This is a genomic window from Kitasatospora sp. NPDC086009 (genome assembly GCF_044540385.1).
GTDB lineage: Bacteria > Actinomycetota > Actinomycetes > Streptomycetales > Streptomycetaceae > Kitasatospora.
Map to the genome: position 1 here is coordinate 99026 of NZ_JBITSA010000019.1, position 20076 is coordinate 119101.

General features: G+C 76.3%; 1 protein-coding gene. It reads left to right on the top strand.

The window, feature by feature from the left end; genetic code table 11:
• Positions 1–12: 12 nt before the first annotated feature.
• Positions 13–20016 carry a non-ribosomal peptide synthase/polyketide synthase gene (locus tag ACIF6L_RS32450; protein WP_396490990.1) on the top strand — a complete coding sequence of 6668 codons (20004 nt, stop codon included), beginning with the start codon at positions 13–15 and terminating at the stop codon, positions 20014–20016.
• The last annotated feature ends 60 nt before the right edge of the window (positions 20017–20076 follow it).

A 20076-nucleotide genomic window follows, 5' to 3' on the forward strand; every position in this document is an offset into this window, starting at 1 on the left:
GACCCGACGACCATGACGCCTTCGAAGCGAGACCGCGCCGCCGCCCTGCCCGCGGACCTGCGGGAAGCGCTGCGCCGCAGGCTGGCCGGACAGGCCGGCGGCGAGGGGCCCGGCGCCGGGCGGACCGTCCCGCGCGCCGACCGCGGCCGCCCGCTGCCCCTCTCCTTCGTCCAGCAGCGACTGTGGTTCCTGGACCGGCTGCGGCCCGGCGACCACCGCTACAACAGCGCCCTCGCCGTGCGCTTCACCGGGCCGCTGGAGCGCGAGGCGCTGGCCCGGGCGCTGGCCGCCGTGGTGGCACGCCACGAGGGCCTGCGGACCACCTTCGAGGAGACCGACGGCCACCTGGCGCAGACCGTGCGGCCGGCCGAGCCGGTGCCGCTGCCGGTTCGCGAGCCGACCCCGGCGGAAACCCTCGACGCGATCCTGCTGGCGGAGTACTCCCGCCCGTTCGACCTGCGCCAGGGCCCACCGCTGCGGGCCCTGCTGGTGCGCGAGTCGGATGCCGCGCACGTCCTGCTGCTGACCGCGCACCACATCGTCACCGACGGCTGGTCCATGGGCGTGGTCCTGGACGAGCTGTGCACCGCCTACGCCGCCCTGGTCCGGGGCGCGGCCCCCCAGCTGCCCCCGGTGGCCACGCAGTACCCCGACTTCGCGGTGTGGCAGCGCGAGCAGCTCTCCGGCACCCGACTCGAGAAGCATCTCGCCTACTGGAAGGGGCAGCTGGCCGGCGCGGTGGCCCCCGAGCTGCCGCTGGACCGGCCCCGGCGCGGCGAGGAGGCCGGCGCGGGCGCGATCCACACCTTCCCCGTCTCCGCGCGGCTGACGGCCCGGCTGCGCGACCTGGTGACCGAGCAGCACAGCACGCTCTACACCGCCCTGGTCGCCGCCACCCAGGCGCTGCTGGCCCGCTGGTCCGGCCAGGACGACATCACCGTGGGCTCCCTGACCTCCGGGCGCTCCCGCACCGACCTGGAGCGGGCCGTCGGCTGCTTCGTCAACACGGTGGTGCTGCGCACCCCGGTGGAGCGGTCCTGGTCCTTCCGCGACCTGCTGTCGGCCGCCACCACCACCGTCAACGACTCCTTCGTGCACGGTGACACGCCCTTCGAGCGACTGGTGGAGACGGTCGGCGCCCCCCGCGAGGCGGGCCGCAACCCGCTCTTCGACGTGATGGTCCTGCTGCACCCCGCCCCGCCCGCGCCCGCCGCCGCGCACGGGCTGGACGTCTCCCTGGTCGACGTGCCCCGGCAGGCGGCCACCTTCGACCTCAGCGTGGAGTTCGTCCCGGACGGGGAGGGGCTGACCGGCCTGCTGGAGTACCGCAGCGACCTGTTCGACGAGTCCACCGCGCGGCGGATGGCCGACCAGCTGCTGCGGCTCCTGGAGGGCGTCGCCGCCGAACCGGACCGGCCGCTGGGCACCCTGCCGCTGCTCTCCGCCGAGGAGGTCCGCCGGGTGACGCGGGAGTGGAACGGCGCCCGGCTGCCCGTCGACGACGCCTGCTACCCCGAACTCCTGGAGCGCCGGGCCGCCCTGACCCCGGCGGCCCTCGCCCTGGTCGCCGGGGGCGAGCAGCTGGACTACGCGACGCTCAACCGCCGGGCCAACCGGCTCGCGCACCACCTGATATCCCTCGGAGCGGGCCCCGAACGGCTGGTCGCGCTGACGCTGCCGCGCACCGCCGACATGATCGTGGCGATCCTCGCCGTCTGGAAGGCCGGCGCCGGCTACCTGCCGATCGACCCCGCCCTGCCCGCGGAGCGCGTGCGCTACCTGCTGGAGGACGCCCGGCCGGCGTTGGTCCTGGACGAGGACGCGTTGCGGGCCGCCCCGGCCACCGGCCGGGACACCGACCCCGTCGACGCCGACCGGCTCGCCCAGCTGCGCCCGGCGAACACCGCCTACGTCATCTACACCTCGGGCTCCACCGGCCGCCCCAAGGGCGTCGTGGTGACGCACCGCGCGGTGACGCACCTGCTGGCCGCCCACCGGGCGGGCTTCGTCGCCGACGCGGGCGGCGGCCCGCTGCGGGTGGCGCTCACCGCCTCGTTCTCCTTCGACACCTCCTTGGAGGGCGTGCTGCTGATGGCCGACGGCCACCCGCTGCACGTGGTCGACGAGGTGACCCGGATGGATCCGGCGGCGCTGGTCGAGTACGTGGTCCAGCACCGCGTCGACTTCCTCGACGTGACCCCCTCCTACCTCGGTCAGCTGCTGCCCGCCGGGCTGCTCACCGATCCGCGGCACCGCCCTCGGGTGCTGATGCTCGGCGGCGAGGCGGTCGGCGCCGCCCTCTGGCGCGAGCTGGCCACGCACCCCGGGGTGGCCGCCTACAACTTCTACGGCCCGACGGAGTGCACGGTCGACGCGCTGGCCTGCCGGATCGCGGACGGCGACCGGGCGCTGGTGGGCCGCCCGCTGCCGAACGTGCGGGCGTACGTGCTGGACGACCGGCGCCGGCCGGTGCCGCCCGGCGTCGGCGGCGAGCTGTACCTGGCGGGCGAGCAGCTCGCCCGCGGCTACGCCGACCGTCCCGGGCTGACCGCGGCGCGGTTCACGGCCGACCCGTTCGGGCCGCCCGGTGCCCGGATGTACCGCACCGGAGACCTGGCCCGCTGGACCGCCGACGGGCGCCTGGACTACCTCGGGCGGGCCGACGACCAGGTCAAGGTGCGCGGCCACCGCGTCGAACCGGGCGAGGTCGAGGCGGCGCTGCTGGAGCTGCCCGCCGTCGGCGCGGCCGCGGTGGTGGCCGCGCCCGACGCACACGGCCGCGCCCGGCTGGCGGCCTATCTGGTGCCCGCCACCGGATACGCCGTGCCGCCCGCCGCCGACCTGCGGGCGGCGCTGCGGCAGGTGCTGCCCGACCACCTGGTGCCGTCCTCCTTCACCGCGCTCGACGCGCTGCCGCTCACCACCAGCGGCAAGCTCGACCGCCGGGCCCTGCCCGCCCCCGACCTCGAAGTGGACCGGCAGCAGAAGGAGTTCGTCGCCCCGCGGACCCCGGACGAGGAGGTGCTGGCCGGCATCTGGGCCGAGGTGCTCGGCGTCGCCAGGGTGGGCGTCACGGACAACTTCTTCGAGCTGGGCGGCGATTCGATCCTCAGCATCCAGGCCGTCTCCCGGGCCCGAGCCGCAGGCCTGCGGCTCGGTTCGAGCGACGTCTTCCGCCACCAGAGCGTCGCCGACCTCGCCGCCGCGGCGGCCCGCCGCCGGCGCGCCCCGGCGGCGACGGCGCGGCGACCGCGGGACGACGGACCCGCGCCGCTGACCCCGGTGCAGGAGTGGTTCTTCGCCACCCACGGCCCGCTGCGCCACTTCAGCATGTCGATGCTGCTCGACCTGCCGCGCGACCTGGACGAACGGGCGCTGGAGCTGGCGCTCGAAGCGGTGGCGGCCGCGCACCCGGCGCTGCGCACCCGGTTCACCCGCACCGGCGACGGCTGGCACCAGAGCCCCGGAGCCGGTCCGGTCGGCGGGTTGCTGACCTGCCACGACCCGGCCGCCCTCGCCGCCGACGCCGAGGCCGAGGACGCCGCCCGGCGCCGCGCGGCCGACGCGGCCCGCGCGGCCCTCGACCCGGCCGGCGGCGCGCTGCTGCGCGCGGCCCTGCTACGGGCCGCCGACGGCGCCCGGCCCCAGCTGTTCGTGACGGCCCACCACCTGGCCGTGGACAGCGTCTCCTGGCGGGTGCTGCTGGCCGACCTCGCCCTGGCCTACCGGCAGGCGGCCGCCGGCGAGCCGGTTCGGCTGGACCCCGAGCAGACCCCGTTCACCGACTGGGCGCACCACGTCGCCGAGCGCGTTCGGGCCGGGGACCTCGACGGTGACCTGCCGTTCTGGCTGGACGAGGTATCGGCCGCGCCGGCCCCGCTGCCCGTCGACCTTCCCGGCAGCCCGCTGGCCGGCTCGGTCCGCACCCTTCGGACCAGGGTGGACCGGGCCACCACCGAGGCGCTGCTGCGCCAGGTCCCCGCGGTCTACCGCACCCAGGTCAACGACGTGCTGCTCAGCGCGCTGGGCCGGGTGCTCGCCGACTGGACGGGCGCCGGGCGGGTGGCCGTCGCCCTGGAGGGGCACGGCCGCGAGGAACTCGGCGGCCCGGCCGGCCACGAGCCCGACCTCTCCCGCACGGTCGGCTGGTTCACCACCCAGTACCCCGTCACCCTCACCCCGGTCGGAACGGCCGGCGCCCCGGACTGGGCCGCCACTCTGAAGGCGGTCAAGGAGCGGCTGCGGGCCGTCCCCCGGCGGGGCCTGAGCTACGAGGCGCTGGCCCGCCTCGGCTCGCCCGACCCGGCCGCGGCCGCCCTGCGGGCGGTGCCGCTGCCCCAGGTGTCCTTCAACTACCACGGCCAGTGGGCGGCCGCCGAGGGCGGCGACTTCGCCCCGGCCGGCGAGGCTCCCGGCCGGGACATCGCCCCCGACGCGCCGCTGGACCACCTGCTCGACATCTCCGCCGTGGTGGCCGACGGCGAGCTGGAGATCACCTGGCACTACAGCGACCAGGTGCACGAGGCGGCCACCGTCCAGCACCTGGCGGCCGCGCTGACCGCCGCGCTGACCGCCGTCGCCGCGCACTGCGCCCGCCCCGGCGCCGGCGGCCGTACCCCGTCCGACTTCCCGTTCGCCCGGCTGGACCAGGCCGGCGTGGACCGGCTGGTCGGCGACGGCCGGGCGGTGGAGGACCTGCTGCCCCTCACCCCGCTCCAGGAGGGCATGCTCTTCCACCGCCTGGTCGGCGGGCCCGACGACGTGTACGTCGACCAGGCCGCGCTGCTCCTCGACGGCGTGAGCGACCCCGACACCTTCGCCGCCGCCTGGCAGCGGGTGGCCGACCGCACGCCCGCCCTGCGCACCTCGGTGGTGTGGGAGGGCGTCCCCGTCCCGCTCCAGGTCGTGCACCGCCGCGCCCGGATACCGGTCACCCAGCTGGACCTGCGCGCGGCGGGCCCGCAGGAGCGGGCCGAGCGGGTGGCCGCCGTGCGCGCGGAGGACCTCGCGCGGGGCGTGGACATCGCCGCGGCGCCGCTGATGCGGCTCACCCTGATCCGGCTGCCCGACGCGCGCCTGCACCTGCTCTGGACCTCCCACCACCTGATCCTGGACGGCTGGAGCCTGGCCCAGGTGCTCACGGACGTGTTCGAGGAGTACGCGGCGCTCAGCACCGGCGCCGAGCCGCGACCGGCCGCACGCCGGCCCTTCGGCGACTACGTGCGCTGGCTGGCCGGGCAGGCCGCCGAGGCCGCCAGGGCCCACTGGCGGGGCGTCCTGGAGGGGTTCGCCACCCCGACCCCGCTGCCCGTCGACCGGGTCCGGCGCGGGCTCCACCAGGCCCGGTCGGCGGGCGTGCACCCGGCCGGGCTGTCCGAGGAGGTGTCGCAACGGCTGGCCCGGACCGCCCGGCAGGCCGGGCTGACCATGGGCACCGTGGTCCAGGGCGCCTGGGCGCTGCTGCTGTCGCGCTACAGCGCCGAGCGGGACGTGCTGTTCGGGACCACCGTCTCCGGACGCCCCGACGACCTGCCCGGTGTCGAGTCGATGATCGGGATGTTCATCAACACCCTGCCCACCCGGGTCCGGGTGGACGGCGGGCGCACCGCCGCGGCGTGGCTCCGGGACCTCCAGGAGGCGCAGGCCGAGGCCCGGCGCTTCGCCGCGGTCTCGCTGGCCGAGCTGACCGGCATGAGCGAGGTGCCCTCCGGCAGCCCGCTCTTCGACAGCATGGTCGCCTTCGAGAACTATCCCTTCGACGAGGCGCGCTCGGCGGGCTCCGGCGTGCGACTGGCCGACGTCTCCTCCCGGGACGCCACCAACTTCCCGCTGGTGCTGCGGGCCTACCAGGGCGAGCGGTTCGGTTTCGACCTCGCCTACGACCCGGAGCTGTTCGGCGCCGGGACCGCGCGCACCCTGGCCGACCGCCTCTGCCTGCTGCTCACCGAGCTGGCCGGCGGCCTGGACCGCCCGCTGCGGGCCCTGGCCTGGACCACCGCCGAGGAGCGGCGGCGGATGCTGGTCGACTGGAACGGCGCCGCGCAGGGCCGGCCGGACCGGACCCTGGTGGACCTCTTCGAGGCGCAGGCCGCCCGGACCCCGCACGCCGAAGCCGTGAGCTACGGCGACGAGCGCCTCGACTACGCCACGCTTGACGCGCGGGCCGACCGGCTCGCCCACCGACTGGCCGAACTCCACGCCTCGACCGAGCAGTTCGTGGCCCTCGCGCTGCCCCGCTCGACCGACCTGGTGGTGGCGGTCCTCGCCGTCCTCAAGACCGGCGCGGCCTACCTGCCGCTCGACCCGGCGCTGCCGCCCGAGCGCCTGGCCCAGCTGCTGCGCGACGTCCGGCCGGTGGCGCTGGTCACGCTCACCGGGGACGCCGCCGCGCCGGGGCCCACCGACGTGCCCGTACTGGCGCTGGGCGACGCCGACGTGCGCGCCGACCTCGCGCGGCGCCCGGCCGGCAAGCTCGCCCCGCGCCGCCGCCCGCTGCCCGAGAGCCCGGCCTACGCCATCTTCACCTCGGGATCCACCGGGCGCCCGAAGGGAGTCGTGATCCCGCACGCCAACGTGGTGCGGCTTTTCGACCGCACCGCCGAGTGGTTCGGCTTCGGCGCCGAGGACGTCTGGACGCTCTTCCACTCCTACACCTTCGACTTCTCGGTGTGGGAGCTCTGGGGCCCGCTGCTGCACGGCGGCCGGCTCGTCGTGGTTCCCGAGGACACCGCCCGCTCCCCGGAGGACTTCCTGCGCCTGCTGGCCGACGAGCGGGTCACCGTCCTCAACCAGACCCCGTCCGCGTTCTACCCGTTGATCCGCGCCGACGCCGAGAACCCGGCCCTGGCGGACCGGTTGGCGCTGCGCACGGTGGTCTTCGGCGGCGAGGCGCTGGACGTGACGAGGCTGGCCGACTGGTACGAGCGCCACCCGGACGGCGCGCCGCGCCTGGTCAACATGTACGGCATCACCGAGACCACCGTGCACGTCACCCATGCCCCGCTGGACCGCGCCACAGCCCGCGCCGGCGGCCCCGGACCGATCGGCACCGGCATCCCCGACCTGCGGGTGTACGTGCTGGACGCCGACCTGGCGCCGGTCCCCCCCGGTGCGGTGGGCGAGTTGTTCGTCGCGGGGGAGGGCCTCGCCCGCGGCTACCTGAACCGCCCGGGCCTGACCGCCGCCCGCTTCGTCGCCGACCCGTTCGGGCGTCCCGGCTCCCGGATGTACCGCACCGGCGACCGGGCCCGCCGGCGGGCCGACGCCACCCTGGAGTACCTGGGCCGCGCCGACCAGCAGGTGAAGATCCGCGGCTACCGGATCGAGCCCGGCGAGATCGAGGCCGCCCTGCACGCCCATCCGGGTGTGGGCGCCGCCGCCGTGGGCGTGTACGAGGACACCGCCGGCACCCGCCGCCTGGTGGCCCACGTGGTCGGCGGCGGTGAGCGCGCCGAAGCCCCGCCGTCCGCCGCCGAGCTGCGCGCGCACCTGGAGCGGCTGCTGCCCCCCTACATGGTGCCCGCCGCCTACGTCCCGATGGCGGCCCTGCCGCTCACCGTCAACGGCAAGCTCGACCGGCGGGCGCTGCCCGCGCCGGGCCCGGACGGTTTCGCGGCCGGCCACGACCGCACCGCCCCCCGCACCCGGGCCGAACGGCTGGTCGCCGAGGCCTGGGCCGACGTCCTGGACACCGACGAGGTCGGCGTGGACGACGACTTCTTCGCCCTCGGCGGCGACTCCATCCTCGCGATCCGGGTCACCTCCCGGCTGCGCGCGGCGTTCGGCACGGACGTCTCGCCCCGGCTGCTGTTCAGCCACGGCAGACTGGCCGACCTGGCCGCCGCCCTCGGCGAGCCGGCCGCCGGGGGGAGCCCGTCGGCCGACGCGATCCCCGCCGCCGACCCGGCCGTCGAGCCGCCGCTGTCCTACGCCCAGCAGCGGCTCTGGTTCCTCGACCGCTTCGAGCCGGACGGCACCGAGTACACCACCCTGTCCGTGCTGCGCCTGCGCGGAGCGCTCGACGAGAGCGCCCTGCGCACCGCGCTGGACGCCCTGGTGGCCCGGCACGAGGCGCTGCGCACCACCTTCACCGAACAGGACGGGCGCGCCCGGCAGAGCGTGCGCCCGGCGCAGCCGGTCGAGCTGTCGGTGGACGACCTCCGCGGGCAGCCCCCGGCGCTCGTGGAGGCACTGCTGGAACGCGTCGCCGCCACCCCGTTCGACCTGGCCGCCGGGCCGTTGCTGCGGGCCCGGCTGGTGCGGACGGCCGAGGACGAGCACGTGCTCGTGCTGGCCGTGCACCACATCGCCACCGACGGCTGGTCGGTGGCCGTCCTCGGCCGCGACCTGGGCGAGCTGTACGCGGCCGCCCTCGAACGGCGCCGCCCCGAGCTGCCCGAGCTGCCCGTGCGGTACACCGACTACGCCGTCTGGCAGCGCGCCCGCACCGACCGCGCCGAGGCGGACCTCGCCCACTGGCGCGAGGCCCTGGACGGCCTGGAGCCGCTGGACCTGCCCACCGACCGTCCGCGCCCCGCCGTCCGCAGCCGGGACGGCGCCCTGCTGACCTTCACCCTGCCCGCCGCGCTGACCGGACGGCTGCGCGAGCGCGGGCGGGAGGCCGACGCCACCCTCTACATGACCCTGCTGACGGCGTGCCAGGTGCTGCTCGCCCGCTGGGCCGGCCAGCAGGACGTCGCCGTGGGCACCGTCGCCTCGGGCCGGGAGCGGCCCGAACTCCACGACGTGGTGGGCATCTTCGTCAACACCCTGGTGCTGCGCGCCCAGGTGCGCCCGGAGCTGTCGTTCCACGAGCTGCTGGGCCGGTCGCGGGACACCGTCCTGGCGGCGTTCGCCCACCAGGAGGTGCCGTTCGAGCGGCTGGTGGACACCCTCCAGCCGGAGCGCGACACCAGCCGCACGCCGCTGTTCCAGGTGATGGTGGCCCTGCACAACCTGGGCACCGAGGTGCCCCGTCTGCCGGGCCTGGAGGTGGCACCGCTGGCACCGCCGGTCCGCAGCGCCACCTTCGACCTCGCCTTCGACTTCGTCGAGCGCGACGGTGGCCTGACCGGCTACCTGGAGTACAGCACCGGCCTGTTCGACGAGGCCACCGCCGAGCGGCTGGCCGGGTGGCTGCGGACCCTGCTGGAGGCGGTGGCCGAGGACCCGGGCAGCGCCGTCGCCACCCTGCCGTTGATGACCGCCGACGAACGCCGCCGGGTGCTCCGGACGGGGCAGGGCGAGCCGATGGCAGTGCCGGACACCACCCTTCCCGCCCTGTTCGAGGCGCAGGCCGCCCGTACCCCGCACGCCACCGCCCTGGTGGCCAGGGACGCCACCCTCGACTACGCCGCCCTCAACGGGCGGGCCAACCGGCTCGCCCGCCACCTCGTCTCCCGTGGCGCCGGCCCGGAACAGGTGGTCGCGGTCCGGCTGCCGCGCACCTCGGACCTGCTGGTGGCCCTGCTCGCGGTGCTCAAGGCGGGTGCCACCCTCCTCTGCCTGGACCCCGAACTCCCCGAGGAGCGGGCCGCCTTCCTGCTCGCCGACGCCCGTCCGCGGACGCTGCTGACGGAGCGGGAGCTGCACGAGGTGCCGTGGGACCGGCTGCCCGCCCACGACCTCACCGACGCCGACCGCCGCCATCCGCTGCTGCCGCGGCACACGGCCTACCTCATCTACACCTCCGGCTCCACCGGCCGACCCAAGGGCGTCGCCGTGGAGCACCGCCAGCTGGTCAACCTGTGCCAGGACCACCGCGCGGGGCTGTTCGCGCCGCACCTGACGGACGGGCGTCCACTGCGGATGGCGCTCAGCGCCTCGTTCTCCTTCGACACCAGCTGGGAGGGCCCGCTGCTGCTCACGTTCGGCCAGGAGGTGCACCTCATCGACGAGGACGTCCGGCTCGACCCGGAGGCCTTCTGCGCCCAGATCGCCGAACGCCGCTTGGACGTGGTCAACGTCACCCCCTCCTACCTGCGTGAACTCTCGGCCGCCGGGCTGTTCGCGGCGGGCCGCCACCACCCGGGCCTGCTGCTGGTCGGCGGCGAGGCGATCTCGCCCGCCGCCTGGCAGGAGCTGTGCGCGGCGCAGCACGACCTCGGCGTCACCGCCTACAACGTCTACGGGCCCACCGAGTGCACCGTCGACGCCCTCTACGGCCGGTGCGCGGACCGCCCCGAGCGCCCGGTCGTCGGCCGCCCCGGCCACAACCTGCGGGCCTACGTGCTCGACGAGGTCCTGCGGCCGGTGCCGCCGGGCATGGCGGGGGAGCTGTACCTGGCCGGGGCGCAGGTGGCCCGCGGCTACCTGAACCGCCCGGGCCTGACCGCCGCCCGCTTCGTGGCCGACCCGTTCGGCGCGCCGGGGGAGCGCATGTACCGCACCGGCGACCGGGCCCGCTGGGACGCCCAGGGCCTGCTGGAGTTCCTCGGCCGGGCCGACGAGCAGGTCAAGATCCGGGGGTTCCGGATCGAGCCCGGCGAGGTGGAGGCCGCCCTGCTCGACCACCCGGACGTCGCCGAGGCGGTCGTCACCGCCCGCGAGCACGCCGGCCGGCTGATGCTCGTCGGCTACCTGGTGCCGGCCGGGGACCGGATCCCGCCCGCCGAGGGCCTGCGGGTCCGGCTGCGGCGGACGCTGCCCGACCACATGGTGCCCGCCGCCTTCGTCCCGCTGGAGCGGATCCCGCGCAACTCCAGCGGCAAGACCGACCGCCGCGCCCTGCCCGCGCCGCCCGCGCAGCCCGACAGCGGCAACGCGTTCGTGGCGCCGCGGCCCGGCACCGAGGAGCGGCTGGCCGCGATCTGGACCGAGGTGCTGGGTGTGGCCCGGGTGGGCGCGCACGACAACTTCTTCGCGCTCGGCGGGGACTCCATCCTCAGCATCCAGATCGTCTCCCGGGCCCGGGCCGGCGGGCTCGCGCTGACCACCAAGGACGTCTTCCGGCACCAGAGCGTCGCCGAACTCGCACTGGTGGTCGGTGCGGCGGGCGCGCGCCCGGACACCGGGGGCGACCCCTCGCCCACCGAAGCGCCGCTCACCCCGATCCAGCACTGGTACCTCGACGGCCGCCGCCCCGGCGACCCGATGCGCTTCACGATGACCCAGCGGGTGGAACTGGCCCCCGGCGCGGACCCGTCGGCCCTGGACCAGGCAGCCGCGGCCCTGGTGCGCTGCCATGCCGCCCTGCGCACCCGGCTGCGCCACACCGGCACCGGCTGGCGCCAGGAGGTGCTCGCCGAGGCGCCCCGGAGCGTCTTCACCCGGTACGAGGCGGCCGGCCTCGACCCCGCGGCCCTGGAAGCGGCGGTGCAGGACACCACGGCCTCGGCCCAGGCCGAACTGGACCCGACCGAGGGCCGGATGGTCCGCGTGCTCTTCTTCGACCGCGGCGCCCGGCAGCCGGGCCAGCTCGTCGTCACCGTGCACCACCTGGCCGTGGACGGCGTCTCCTGGCGCATCCTGTTGGCCGACCTCGAAGCGGCCTACCAGGCGGTCGGTGCCGGCCGCGGCGCCGAACTGCCCCCGGCGGGCACCTCCTACGGCCACTGGGCGACCCGGCTGGAGCAGCACACCCGCTCCGGTGCGCTGGCCGCCGACGCCGCGTACTGGGCGCGGACCGTCACGGCCCCGGCCGACCTGCCCGCCGGCCGGCCCGGTCCCAACACCCACGGCGGCGCCGCCACCGTCACCGTGACGCTGGACGCGGAGACGACCGAGGCCCTGCTGCGCCTGGTCCCCGAGGTCTACCGCACCCAGGTCAACGACGTGCTGCTCAGCGCCCTGGGGCGCACCCTGGCGCGCTGGTGCGGTCGCGAGAGCGTGCTGGTGGGCGTGGAGGGGCACGGCCGGGAGGACCTCTTCGACGACCTGGACCTGTCCCGGACGGTGGGCTGGTTCACCGCCGAGTTCCCGCTCGCCCTGAGCGTCGACCCCGACGCCGGATGGCACGAGACGCTGCGCTCGGTCAAGGAGCAGCTGCGCGCCGTCCCGCTGCGCGGGCTGAGCCACGGTGCGCTGCGCCACCTGCTGCCGGGCGGTGCGCCGGCGGGTACGCCGGCTCCGCGGATCGGCTTCAACTACCACGGCCGGTGGGACGCCGAGAGCGCCGGCGCCGACGGTCTCTACCGCGCGTCGCTGCCCCCGGCCGGCCGCGACACCGACCCGGACGAAGCCCGCCCCTACCTCCTGGACGTCACGGGGGTGGTCCAGCACGGGCGCCTGGAACTGGGCTGGACCTACCCGGCGGCCGTCTACGACGAGGCCGAGGTCCGCGCACTGGCCGAGGAGATGCGCACCGCCCTGCGCGAGATCGCGGCGCACTGCGCCCGCCCCGGGGCCGGCGGCCGCACCCCCTCCGACTTCCCGCTCGCCGGCCTGACCCAGGACCAGCTGGACCGGCTCGTCGGCGACGGGCGCCAGGTCGCCGACGTACTGCCGCTGACGCCGCTCCAGTCCGGGATGCTCTTCCACGGGCTGGTCGACACCGAGGGTGCCTACTTCGACCGGATCGTGGTGCGGCTGGCCGGCGTGGCCGACCCGCGCGTGTTCGCCGAGGCCTGGCAGCTGCTGGCCGACCGCACGCCCGCGCTGCGCACCGGCGTGCACTGGCGGGGCCTGCCGCATCCCGTTCAACTGGTGCTCCAGCGCGCCGAGGTGCCCGTCACCCTGCTGGACTGGCGGCAGCTGCCGGCGGACCGGCAGGAGGCGCAGACCGAGCGGCTGCTCGCCGCGGATCGCGCGGCGGGCATGGACCTCACCGCCGCGCCGCTCACCCGCCTCACGCTGGCCGCGCTCCCCGGTGACGAGGTGCTGCTGCTCTGGTCCACCCACCACCTGATCCTGGACGGCTGGAGCAGCGGGCAGTTGCTGACCGAGGTCTGCGACCAGTACGCCGCGCTGACCGGCGGCGCTGCGCGGGGGCCCCGCCCGTCGAGGCGTCCGTTCGCGGACTTCCTGCGCTGGCTGGCCGAGCAGGACGGGCAGGCGGCCGAGCACTACTGGGCCGACGCCCTGGCCGGCTTCACCGCGCGCAACCCGCTGCCGTACGACCGGGTGCCCGGCCAGGCGCACCGCGCCCGCTCCGCCGCCACCGTCCACCACGAGCTGGACCAGGACCTCTCCCAGCGGCTGCGGGAGCGGGCCGCGCACGCCGGACTGACCGTCAACACCGTGGTCGAGGGGGCCTGGGCCCTGCTGCTGGCGCGCTGCGGCGGCAGCGACGACGTCGTCTTCGGCACCACCGTCTCGGGCCGGCCGGCGGAGCTGCCCGGCGTCGAGTCGATGATCGGCATGTTCATCAACACCGTGCCGACCCGGGTCCGGATACCCGCCACCGGCGGCGTGCTGCCCTGGCTGCGCGAGCTCCAGGCGCGCCAGAGCGACGGGCGCCCCTTCGACCACCTGGCCCTGACCCGGATCCAGGCGCTGAGCGAGGTACCGGCCGGCGAGGCGCTCTTCGACAGCATGGTGGTGTTCGAGAACTACCCCGTCGACGAGTCCGTCGCGGCCAGGACCGGTGTGCGGGTGACGGAGGTACGGGCCGACGACGCCACCACCTTCCCGTGGTGCCTGCGTGCCTACCTGACCGAGCGGCTCGGCCTCGACCTGGCCTACGACCCCGCGCTGTTCGACCGGTCCACGGTGGAGCGCGCGGCCCGGCGCCTGGCCGTGCTGCTCACCGCCCTAGCCGACGGTCTGGACGGTGAGGTGGGCGAGCTGGAGCCGCTGACCGCGGCCGACCGGGAGCTGCTGGCGTCCTGGCAGAGCACCGCCCGCCCGGCGGCGGCGCAGAGCCCGGTGGCGCTCTTCGCCGAGCAGGCCCGCCGCACCCCCGAGGCGGTCGCGGTGCGGCACGGCGAGGACGACCTGACCTACCGCCGGCTCGACCGGTGGTCGGACCGGCTGGCCGCCCGGCTGCTGGCCGACGGCCTGGCCGTCGAGGGGCGGGTGGCGCTGGCGATGGACCGCTCGGTCGAGCTCGTCGTCGCCCAGCTCGCCGTCCTCAAGGCGGGCGGTGCCTACGTCCCGGTGGACGTCCGGGCGTCCGAGGAACGCCGCCGCGCGCTGCTCGCGCGGGCCGGCGCCACCGTCCGGCTCACCACCGACCAGGTCGCCGCCGTCCGTACCGAGGCGGCCGGGCAGCCCGTGCTGTCCGCGCCGCCGGCCGACCCCGACCGGCTGGCCTACGTGATGTTCACCTCCGGATCCACCGGCGAGCCCAAGGCGGTGGCGGTCCGGCACCGCGACGTGGCCTCGCTGGCCACCGACAGCCGCTTCACCGACGGCGGTTGCGAACAGGTACTGCTGCACTCCCCGGTGGCCTTCGACGCGAGCACCTTCGAGGTCTGGGCACCGCTGCTCAACGGCGGCCGGGTGGTCGTCGCCCCCGACGGGCCGGTGGACGCGGCGCTGCTGCGGCGGCTGACGTCCGGCGGGCTGACGGCGCTGTGGCTCACCGCCGGGCTCTTCCGCCTGCTGGCCCAGGACGCGCCGGACTGCTTCACGGGCCTGCGCCGGCTGTGGACCGGCGGCGACGTGGTGCCCGCCGCCGCCGTGCGCCGGGTCCTCGCCGCCTGCCCCGGCCTGTGCGTGGTGGACGGCTACGGACCCACCGAGACCACCGTCTTCGCGACCTCCTTCGCCCTCGCGGACCCGGCGGCGGTGCCCGACACCGTGCCCGTCGGCCACCCCCTGGACGACAAGCGGGTGTACGTCCTCGACCGCCGCCTGCGGCCCGTGCCGCCCGGCTGCGCGGGCGAGCTGTTCGTCGCCGGTGAGGGCCTGGCGCGCGGCTACCTGGGCCGGCCCGGCGAGAGCGCGGCACGCTTCCTGGCCGACCCGTTCGGCGCGCCGGGGGAGCGGATGTACCGCACCGGCGACCTGGCCAGGCGGCGGCCGGACGGCGCCGTGGAGTTCCTGGGCCGCACCGACGACCAGGTGAAGATCCGCGGCTTCCGGGTCGAGCCCGGCGAGGTGGCGGCCGCGCTGGCCGCGCACCCGGGGGTCGCCGACACCGCCGTGGTCGTCCGCGAGGACCGCCCCGGCGCCCGACAGCTGGTGGCGTACGTCGTCGGCCCCGCGGGCGCCGACCTGGCGCAGCTGCGGGACTTCGCCGCCCGCCTGCTGCCCGACTACCTCGTGCCCACCGCCTTCGTCCCGCTCGCCGCCCTTCCGCTGAGCCGCAACGGCAAGCTCGACCGCGCGGCACTTCCGGCGCCGGACGCCGACCGCGACGCCGGGCCCCGCGACCGCCTCGCGCCGCGCACCGAGGCCGAACGCCGCACGGCGGAGGTCTTCGGGGAGGTGCTGGGCACAGCGCCGCCCGGTGTGGAAGACGGCTTCTTCGAGCTGGGCGGGGACTCCATCCTCAGCATCCGGCTCGCCGCCCGGCTGGCCGAGGCGTTCGGCACCGACCTGACGCCCCGCGCGGTCTTCCTCCACCCCACCCCGGCCGGACTGGCCCGGCTGCTCACGCAGGAGCGGCAACCCTGCGGCGCGGACCCCGCCGTCGTCCCGGTCGCCCGCGAAGCGGCGCCGCCGATGTCCTACGCCCAGCAACGCCTCTGGTTCCTGGAGGAGTTCGCGCCCGGCGGCACCGAGTACGTCACCGCGCTCGCGCTGCGCCTGCACGGCGCCCTGGACCTCGGCGCCCTCGGCGCGGCCCTGAACGCGCTGGTGGCCCGCCACGAGTCGCTGCGCACCACCTTCGACAGCGTCGACGGGCGTGGCGTCCAGCTCGTCCATCAGCCGCGGGAGGTGCCGCTCGCGCTCCACGACCTGTCCGAACTGCCCGAGCAGGAACGGCAGTCGGCGCTGCGCGGGCTGCTCGCCGACGAGCGGGGCCGACCCTTCGACCTGCGTCGGGGCCCGCTGCTGCGGGTCGCCCTGACCCGGCTGGCCGACGGCGACCACGTGCTGGCCATCACCCTGCACCACATCGTCACCGACGGCTGGTCGACCTCCGTCCTGCTCACCGACCTGGCCCACCTCTACCGCGCCGAACTGGGCTCCGACGAAGACCAGTTGCCGCCCCTGCCGGTGCAGTACGCCGACTACGCGCACTGGCAGCGCACGGCCGGCGCCGCCGGCGCCGACGATCAGCTCGACTACTGGAGGAAGCAGCTGGCGGACGCCGAGCCGCTCCACCTGCCCACCGACCGGCCGCGGCCCGCGGTGCGCACCAGCAACGGAGCCACCGCCCGCCTGGAGGTGCCCGCCCCGACCGCCCGCCGGCTGGCCCGGGTCGGCCGGGAGCAGGGCGCCACCCTGTTCACCACACTGGTCGCCGCCGCCCAGGCCTACCTCGCCCGGCTCACCGGGGACGCGGACATCGCGGTCGGCACCGTCACCTCCGGCCGCGACCGGGCCGAGACGCGGAGCCTCGTCGGGTTCTTCGTCAACACCCTGGTCCTGCGCTCCCGGGTCGAGGCGGGGCAGCCCTTCACCGAGTTCCTCGGCGGCGTGCGGCACACGGTGCTGGACGCCTTCGCGCACCAGGAGGTGCCGTTCGAACGGGTGGTCGACGAGGTGCAGCCGGTCCGCGACACCAGCCGCAGCCCGCTCTTCCAGGTCATGGTCGTCCTGCAGAACACCCCGGCCGCCGACCTGGAACTTCCCGGCCTCGCCGTCACCGACGTCGAGACCGAGCTGGAACAGGCGCCGTTCGACCTCACCCTGGAGTTCGCCGAGACGGACTCCGGAGCGCTGCGCGCCCTGATCAGCTACAACACCGACCTGTTCGACGCGGTCACCGCCGAGCGCATCGCCGACCAGCTCGCCGCCCTGCTCTCCGCCGTCGCCGAGGACCCCGAACGCCCCATCGGCGCCCTGCCGCTGGCCTCCGACGACGAGCTGAAGGCCCTGCTCGACCAGGCCCGGGGGACGTTCCGGCCGGTGCCCGAGGCGACCCTGCCCGAGCTGTTCGAACAGCAGGCGGCCCGCACTCCCCACGCGGTGGCGCTGCTGGACGGCGAACGCGAACTGACCTACGCGCAGCTGGACCGGGCGGCCAACCGGCTGTCCCACCGGCTGATCCGCCAGGGCGTGGGGCCGGAGCGGGTGGTGGCCCTGGCGCTGCCGCGCGCGGCCGAGACGGTGGTGGCGCAGCTCGCCGTGAGCAAGGCCGGCGGCGCCTTCCTCCCGGTCGACCCCGGCTACCCGGCCCGGCGACGGGAGTTCATGGTGCGCGACGCGGGCGCCTTCCTGCTGCTCGACGACCCGGCCGAGGTGTGGACCGCCGACGGAGCGCCGACCCCGCCCACCGACGCCGACCGCGCCACCGCGCTCAGCACCGGCCACCCCGCCTACGTCATCTACACCTCGGGATCGACCGGGACACCCAAGGGCGTGGTGGTCACCCACCGCGGACTGGCCGGCTTCGCCGCGGCCGCCGCCGAGCAGTACGCGGCCGGCCCCGGCGACCGGGTACTCCAGTTCGCCTCGCCCAGCTTCGACGCCTCGGTGCTGGAGCTGTGCGTCTCGCTGCTCAGCGGGGCCACCCTGGTCACCGGCGAAGAGGGCCCGCTGGTCGGCGAGCGGCTGGCCGAGGTGCTCGCCGCCCGGCGGATCAGCCACACGCTGATCCCGCCGGCGGCCCTGGCCACCGTGGACCCGGCCGCGGCCGGCGCGCTGCCCGCCCTGCGCACCCTCATCGTCGGTGCCGAGGCCTGCCCGGCCGACCTGGTCGACACCTGGGCCCCCGGACGGCGGATGGTCAACTCGTACGGCCCCACCGAGGCCACCGTGGTCGCCAGCTGGACCGGCCCGCTGGCGGCGGGCGCGGGCACCCCACCGATCGGCCGCCCCGCCGGACCCACCAGCGTCTACCTGCTGGACGCCGCCCTACGGCCGGTCCCGCCCGGCGTGACCGGGGAGCTGTACGTCGCCGGGCCCGCCCTGGCCCGCGGCTACCTGAACCGCCCGGGCCTGACCGCCGCCCGCTTCGTGGCCGACCCCTTCGGCGCGCCGGGGGACCGGATGTACCGCACCGGAGACCTCGCGCGCCGCCACGGCGACGGAGAGCTGCGCTTCGTGGGTCGGATGGACGACCAGGTCAAGCTGCGCGGCTTCCGGATCGAGCCCGGCGAGGTGGAGAGTGCGCTGCGCCGTAGCGCCCTGGTGCGGGACGCGGTCGTCACCGTGCGTACCGGCGAAGCCGGGGACGGCCCGGGAGCCGGGCCCGCCCGGCTGGTCGCCTACCTCGTCCTCGCCGACAGCTGCGCCGGTCCCCTGGCGGACCAGGTGCCCGTCGCCGAGCTGCGCGCGCACCTGGCCGAGCTGCTGCCCCCGCACATGGTCCCCTCCCTCTTCGTGCCACTGGAGCGGCTGCCGCTCACCCCGAGCGGCAAGACCGACCGCCGGGCGCTGCCCGACCCCGGACCCGCCCAGGCCGCCGCCGGGCCACGGGTGGCTCCGCGCACCGACACCGAACGCCGGATCGCCCGGATCTGGTCCGACGTACTGGGCATCGAGGAGATCGGCGCCGACGACAACTTCTTCGTCCTCGGCGGCGACTCCATCCTGAGCATGCAGGTGGTTTCGCGGCTGCGCCGGGACGGCCTGCACCTGGCGACCCGGGACCTGTTCAGCCACCAGACCGTCGCACAGCTGGCCACCGTCGTGCGCGACGCCCCGCAGCGCGCCGGCGACGCACCGGTGACCGGCGAGGTGCCGCTCACGCCCATCCAGGAATGGTTCCTCGGCACCCCGCGCGCCGCCCACCACCACTTCAACCAGTCGACGCTCCTCGAACTCGGCGCCGCCCCCGACCCGCGGGCGCTGCGCACGGCCCTGCACGCCCTGCTGGAGCACCACGACGCGCTGCGCATGCGCTTCACCCGGGACGAGGCGGGCTGGCACCAGTTCAACCCGCCGCCGGCCCCCGCCGACGACGTTCTGGAGCACCACGACCTGACCGGGCAGACATCCGAACAGGCCGCCGCCGCCGTCGCACGGGCCGCCGACGACCTGCACGCCGGATTCGACCTGGCCCGCGGCCCGCTCCTGCGGGCGGCGCTGTTCACCGGTGACCCCGGCCAACCGGTCCTGCTGCTCCTGGTCGCCCACCACCTGGTCGTCGACGCCGTTTCCTGGCGCATCCTGGGTGACGACCTGGAGAGCGCCTACCGACAGGCCGAGCAGGGCGAACCGGTCACCCTCGGCGAACGCGGCACGTCCTTCCGGGACTGGGCGCTCGGACTCGCCGCCCACGTTGCCGCGGGCGCCCTGGACGACGAACTGCCCCACTGGGAAAAGGCGGTGTCCGCCGGCCCCGCCCGGGCGGGCCGCCCCGCCGACGCCGACGCCGGGGCGGGCGAGCGGGCGACGGTGAGCGTGGAACTGGACGAGGCGGACACCGCAGCTCTGCTGCGGGCCGCGCCGACGGCCTACCGCACCCGGGTCAACGACGTCCTGCTGGCCGCACTCGCCCTGGCGCTGGCCCGCTGGACCGGAAGCGAACAGGTCCGGCTGGACCTGGAGGGACACGGCCGCGAGGACGTGCTCGACGGCGTCGACCTCTCCCGGACGGTCGGCTGGTTCACCACCGTCTACCCGGTCGCCTTCCAGGTGCCCGCACCCGGCGAGTTCGGACCCGACCGCGACTGGCGGTCCCTGGTGAAGTCGGTGCGCCGCCAGCTGCGCGCGGTGCCGGGCAACGGGCTCGGCTTCGGCGCGCTGCGCACCTTCGGCCCGCCCGAGGTCCGCGAGCGGCTCGCCGCGGGCACCCAGGGCGAGGTGGTCTTCAACTACCTCGGCCAGTGGGACTCCCGCCCGGAGAACGCCGGCCGCGGCCTGGTGCGCGTCGAGCGCGGCTCGTTCGGGCAGGACCACGACCCCCGCGACGGCGGCTCCCACCCGCTGGAGGTGGTGGGCGCGGTCCAGGACGGCCGCCTCGCCTTCACCTGGCACCACCGCCCCGCCGTCCACGACACGGCCAGTGTGCGCGGGGTCGCCGAGGAGTTCGGCGAGGCGCTGCGCCACATCGCCCGGCACGCCCGAGGAAGCCGATGACCGCGCCGTACCCGCCGGCGGGCCGCGGCCCCCCGCGCGCCCGCCCGACCATCACCGCCG

Coding starts and splice junctions, on each gene's coding strand:
- ACIF6L_RS32450 (WP_396490990.1), top strand. CDS start 13: ATGACGCCTTCGAAGCGAGACCGCGCCGCCGCCCTGCCCGCGGACCTG.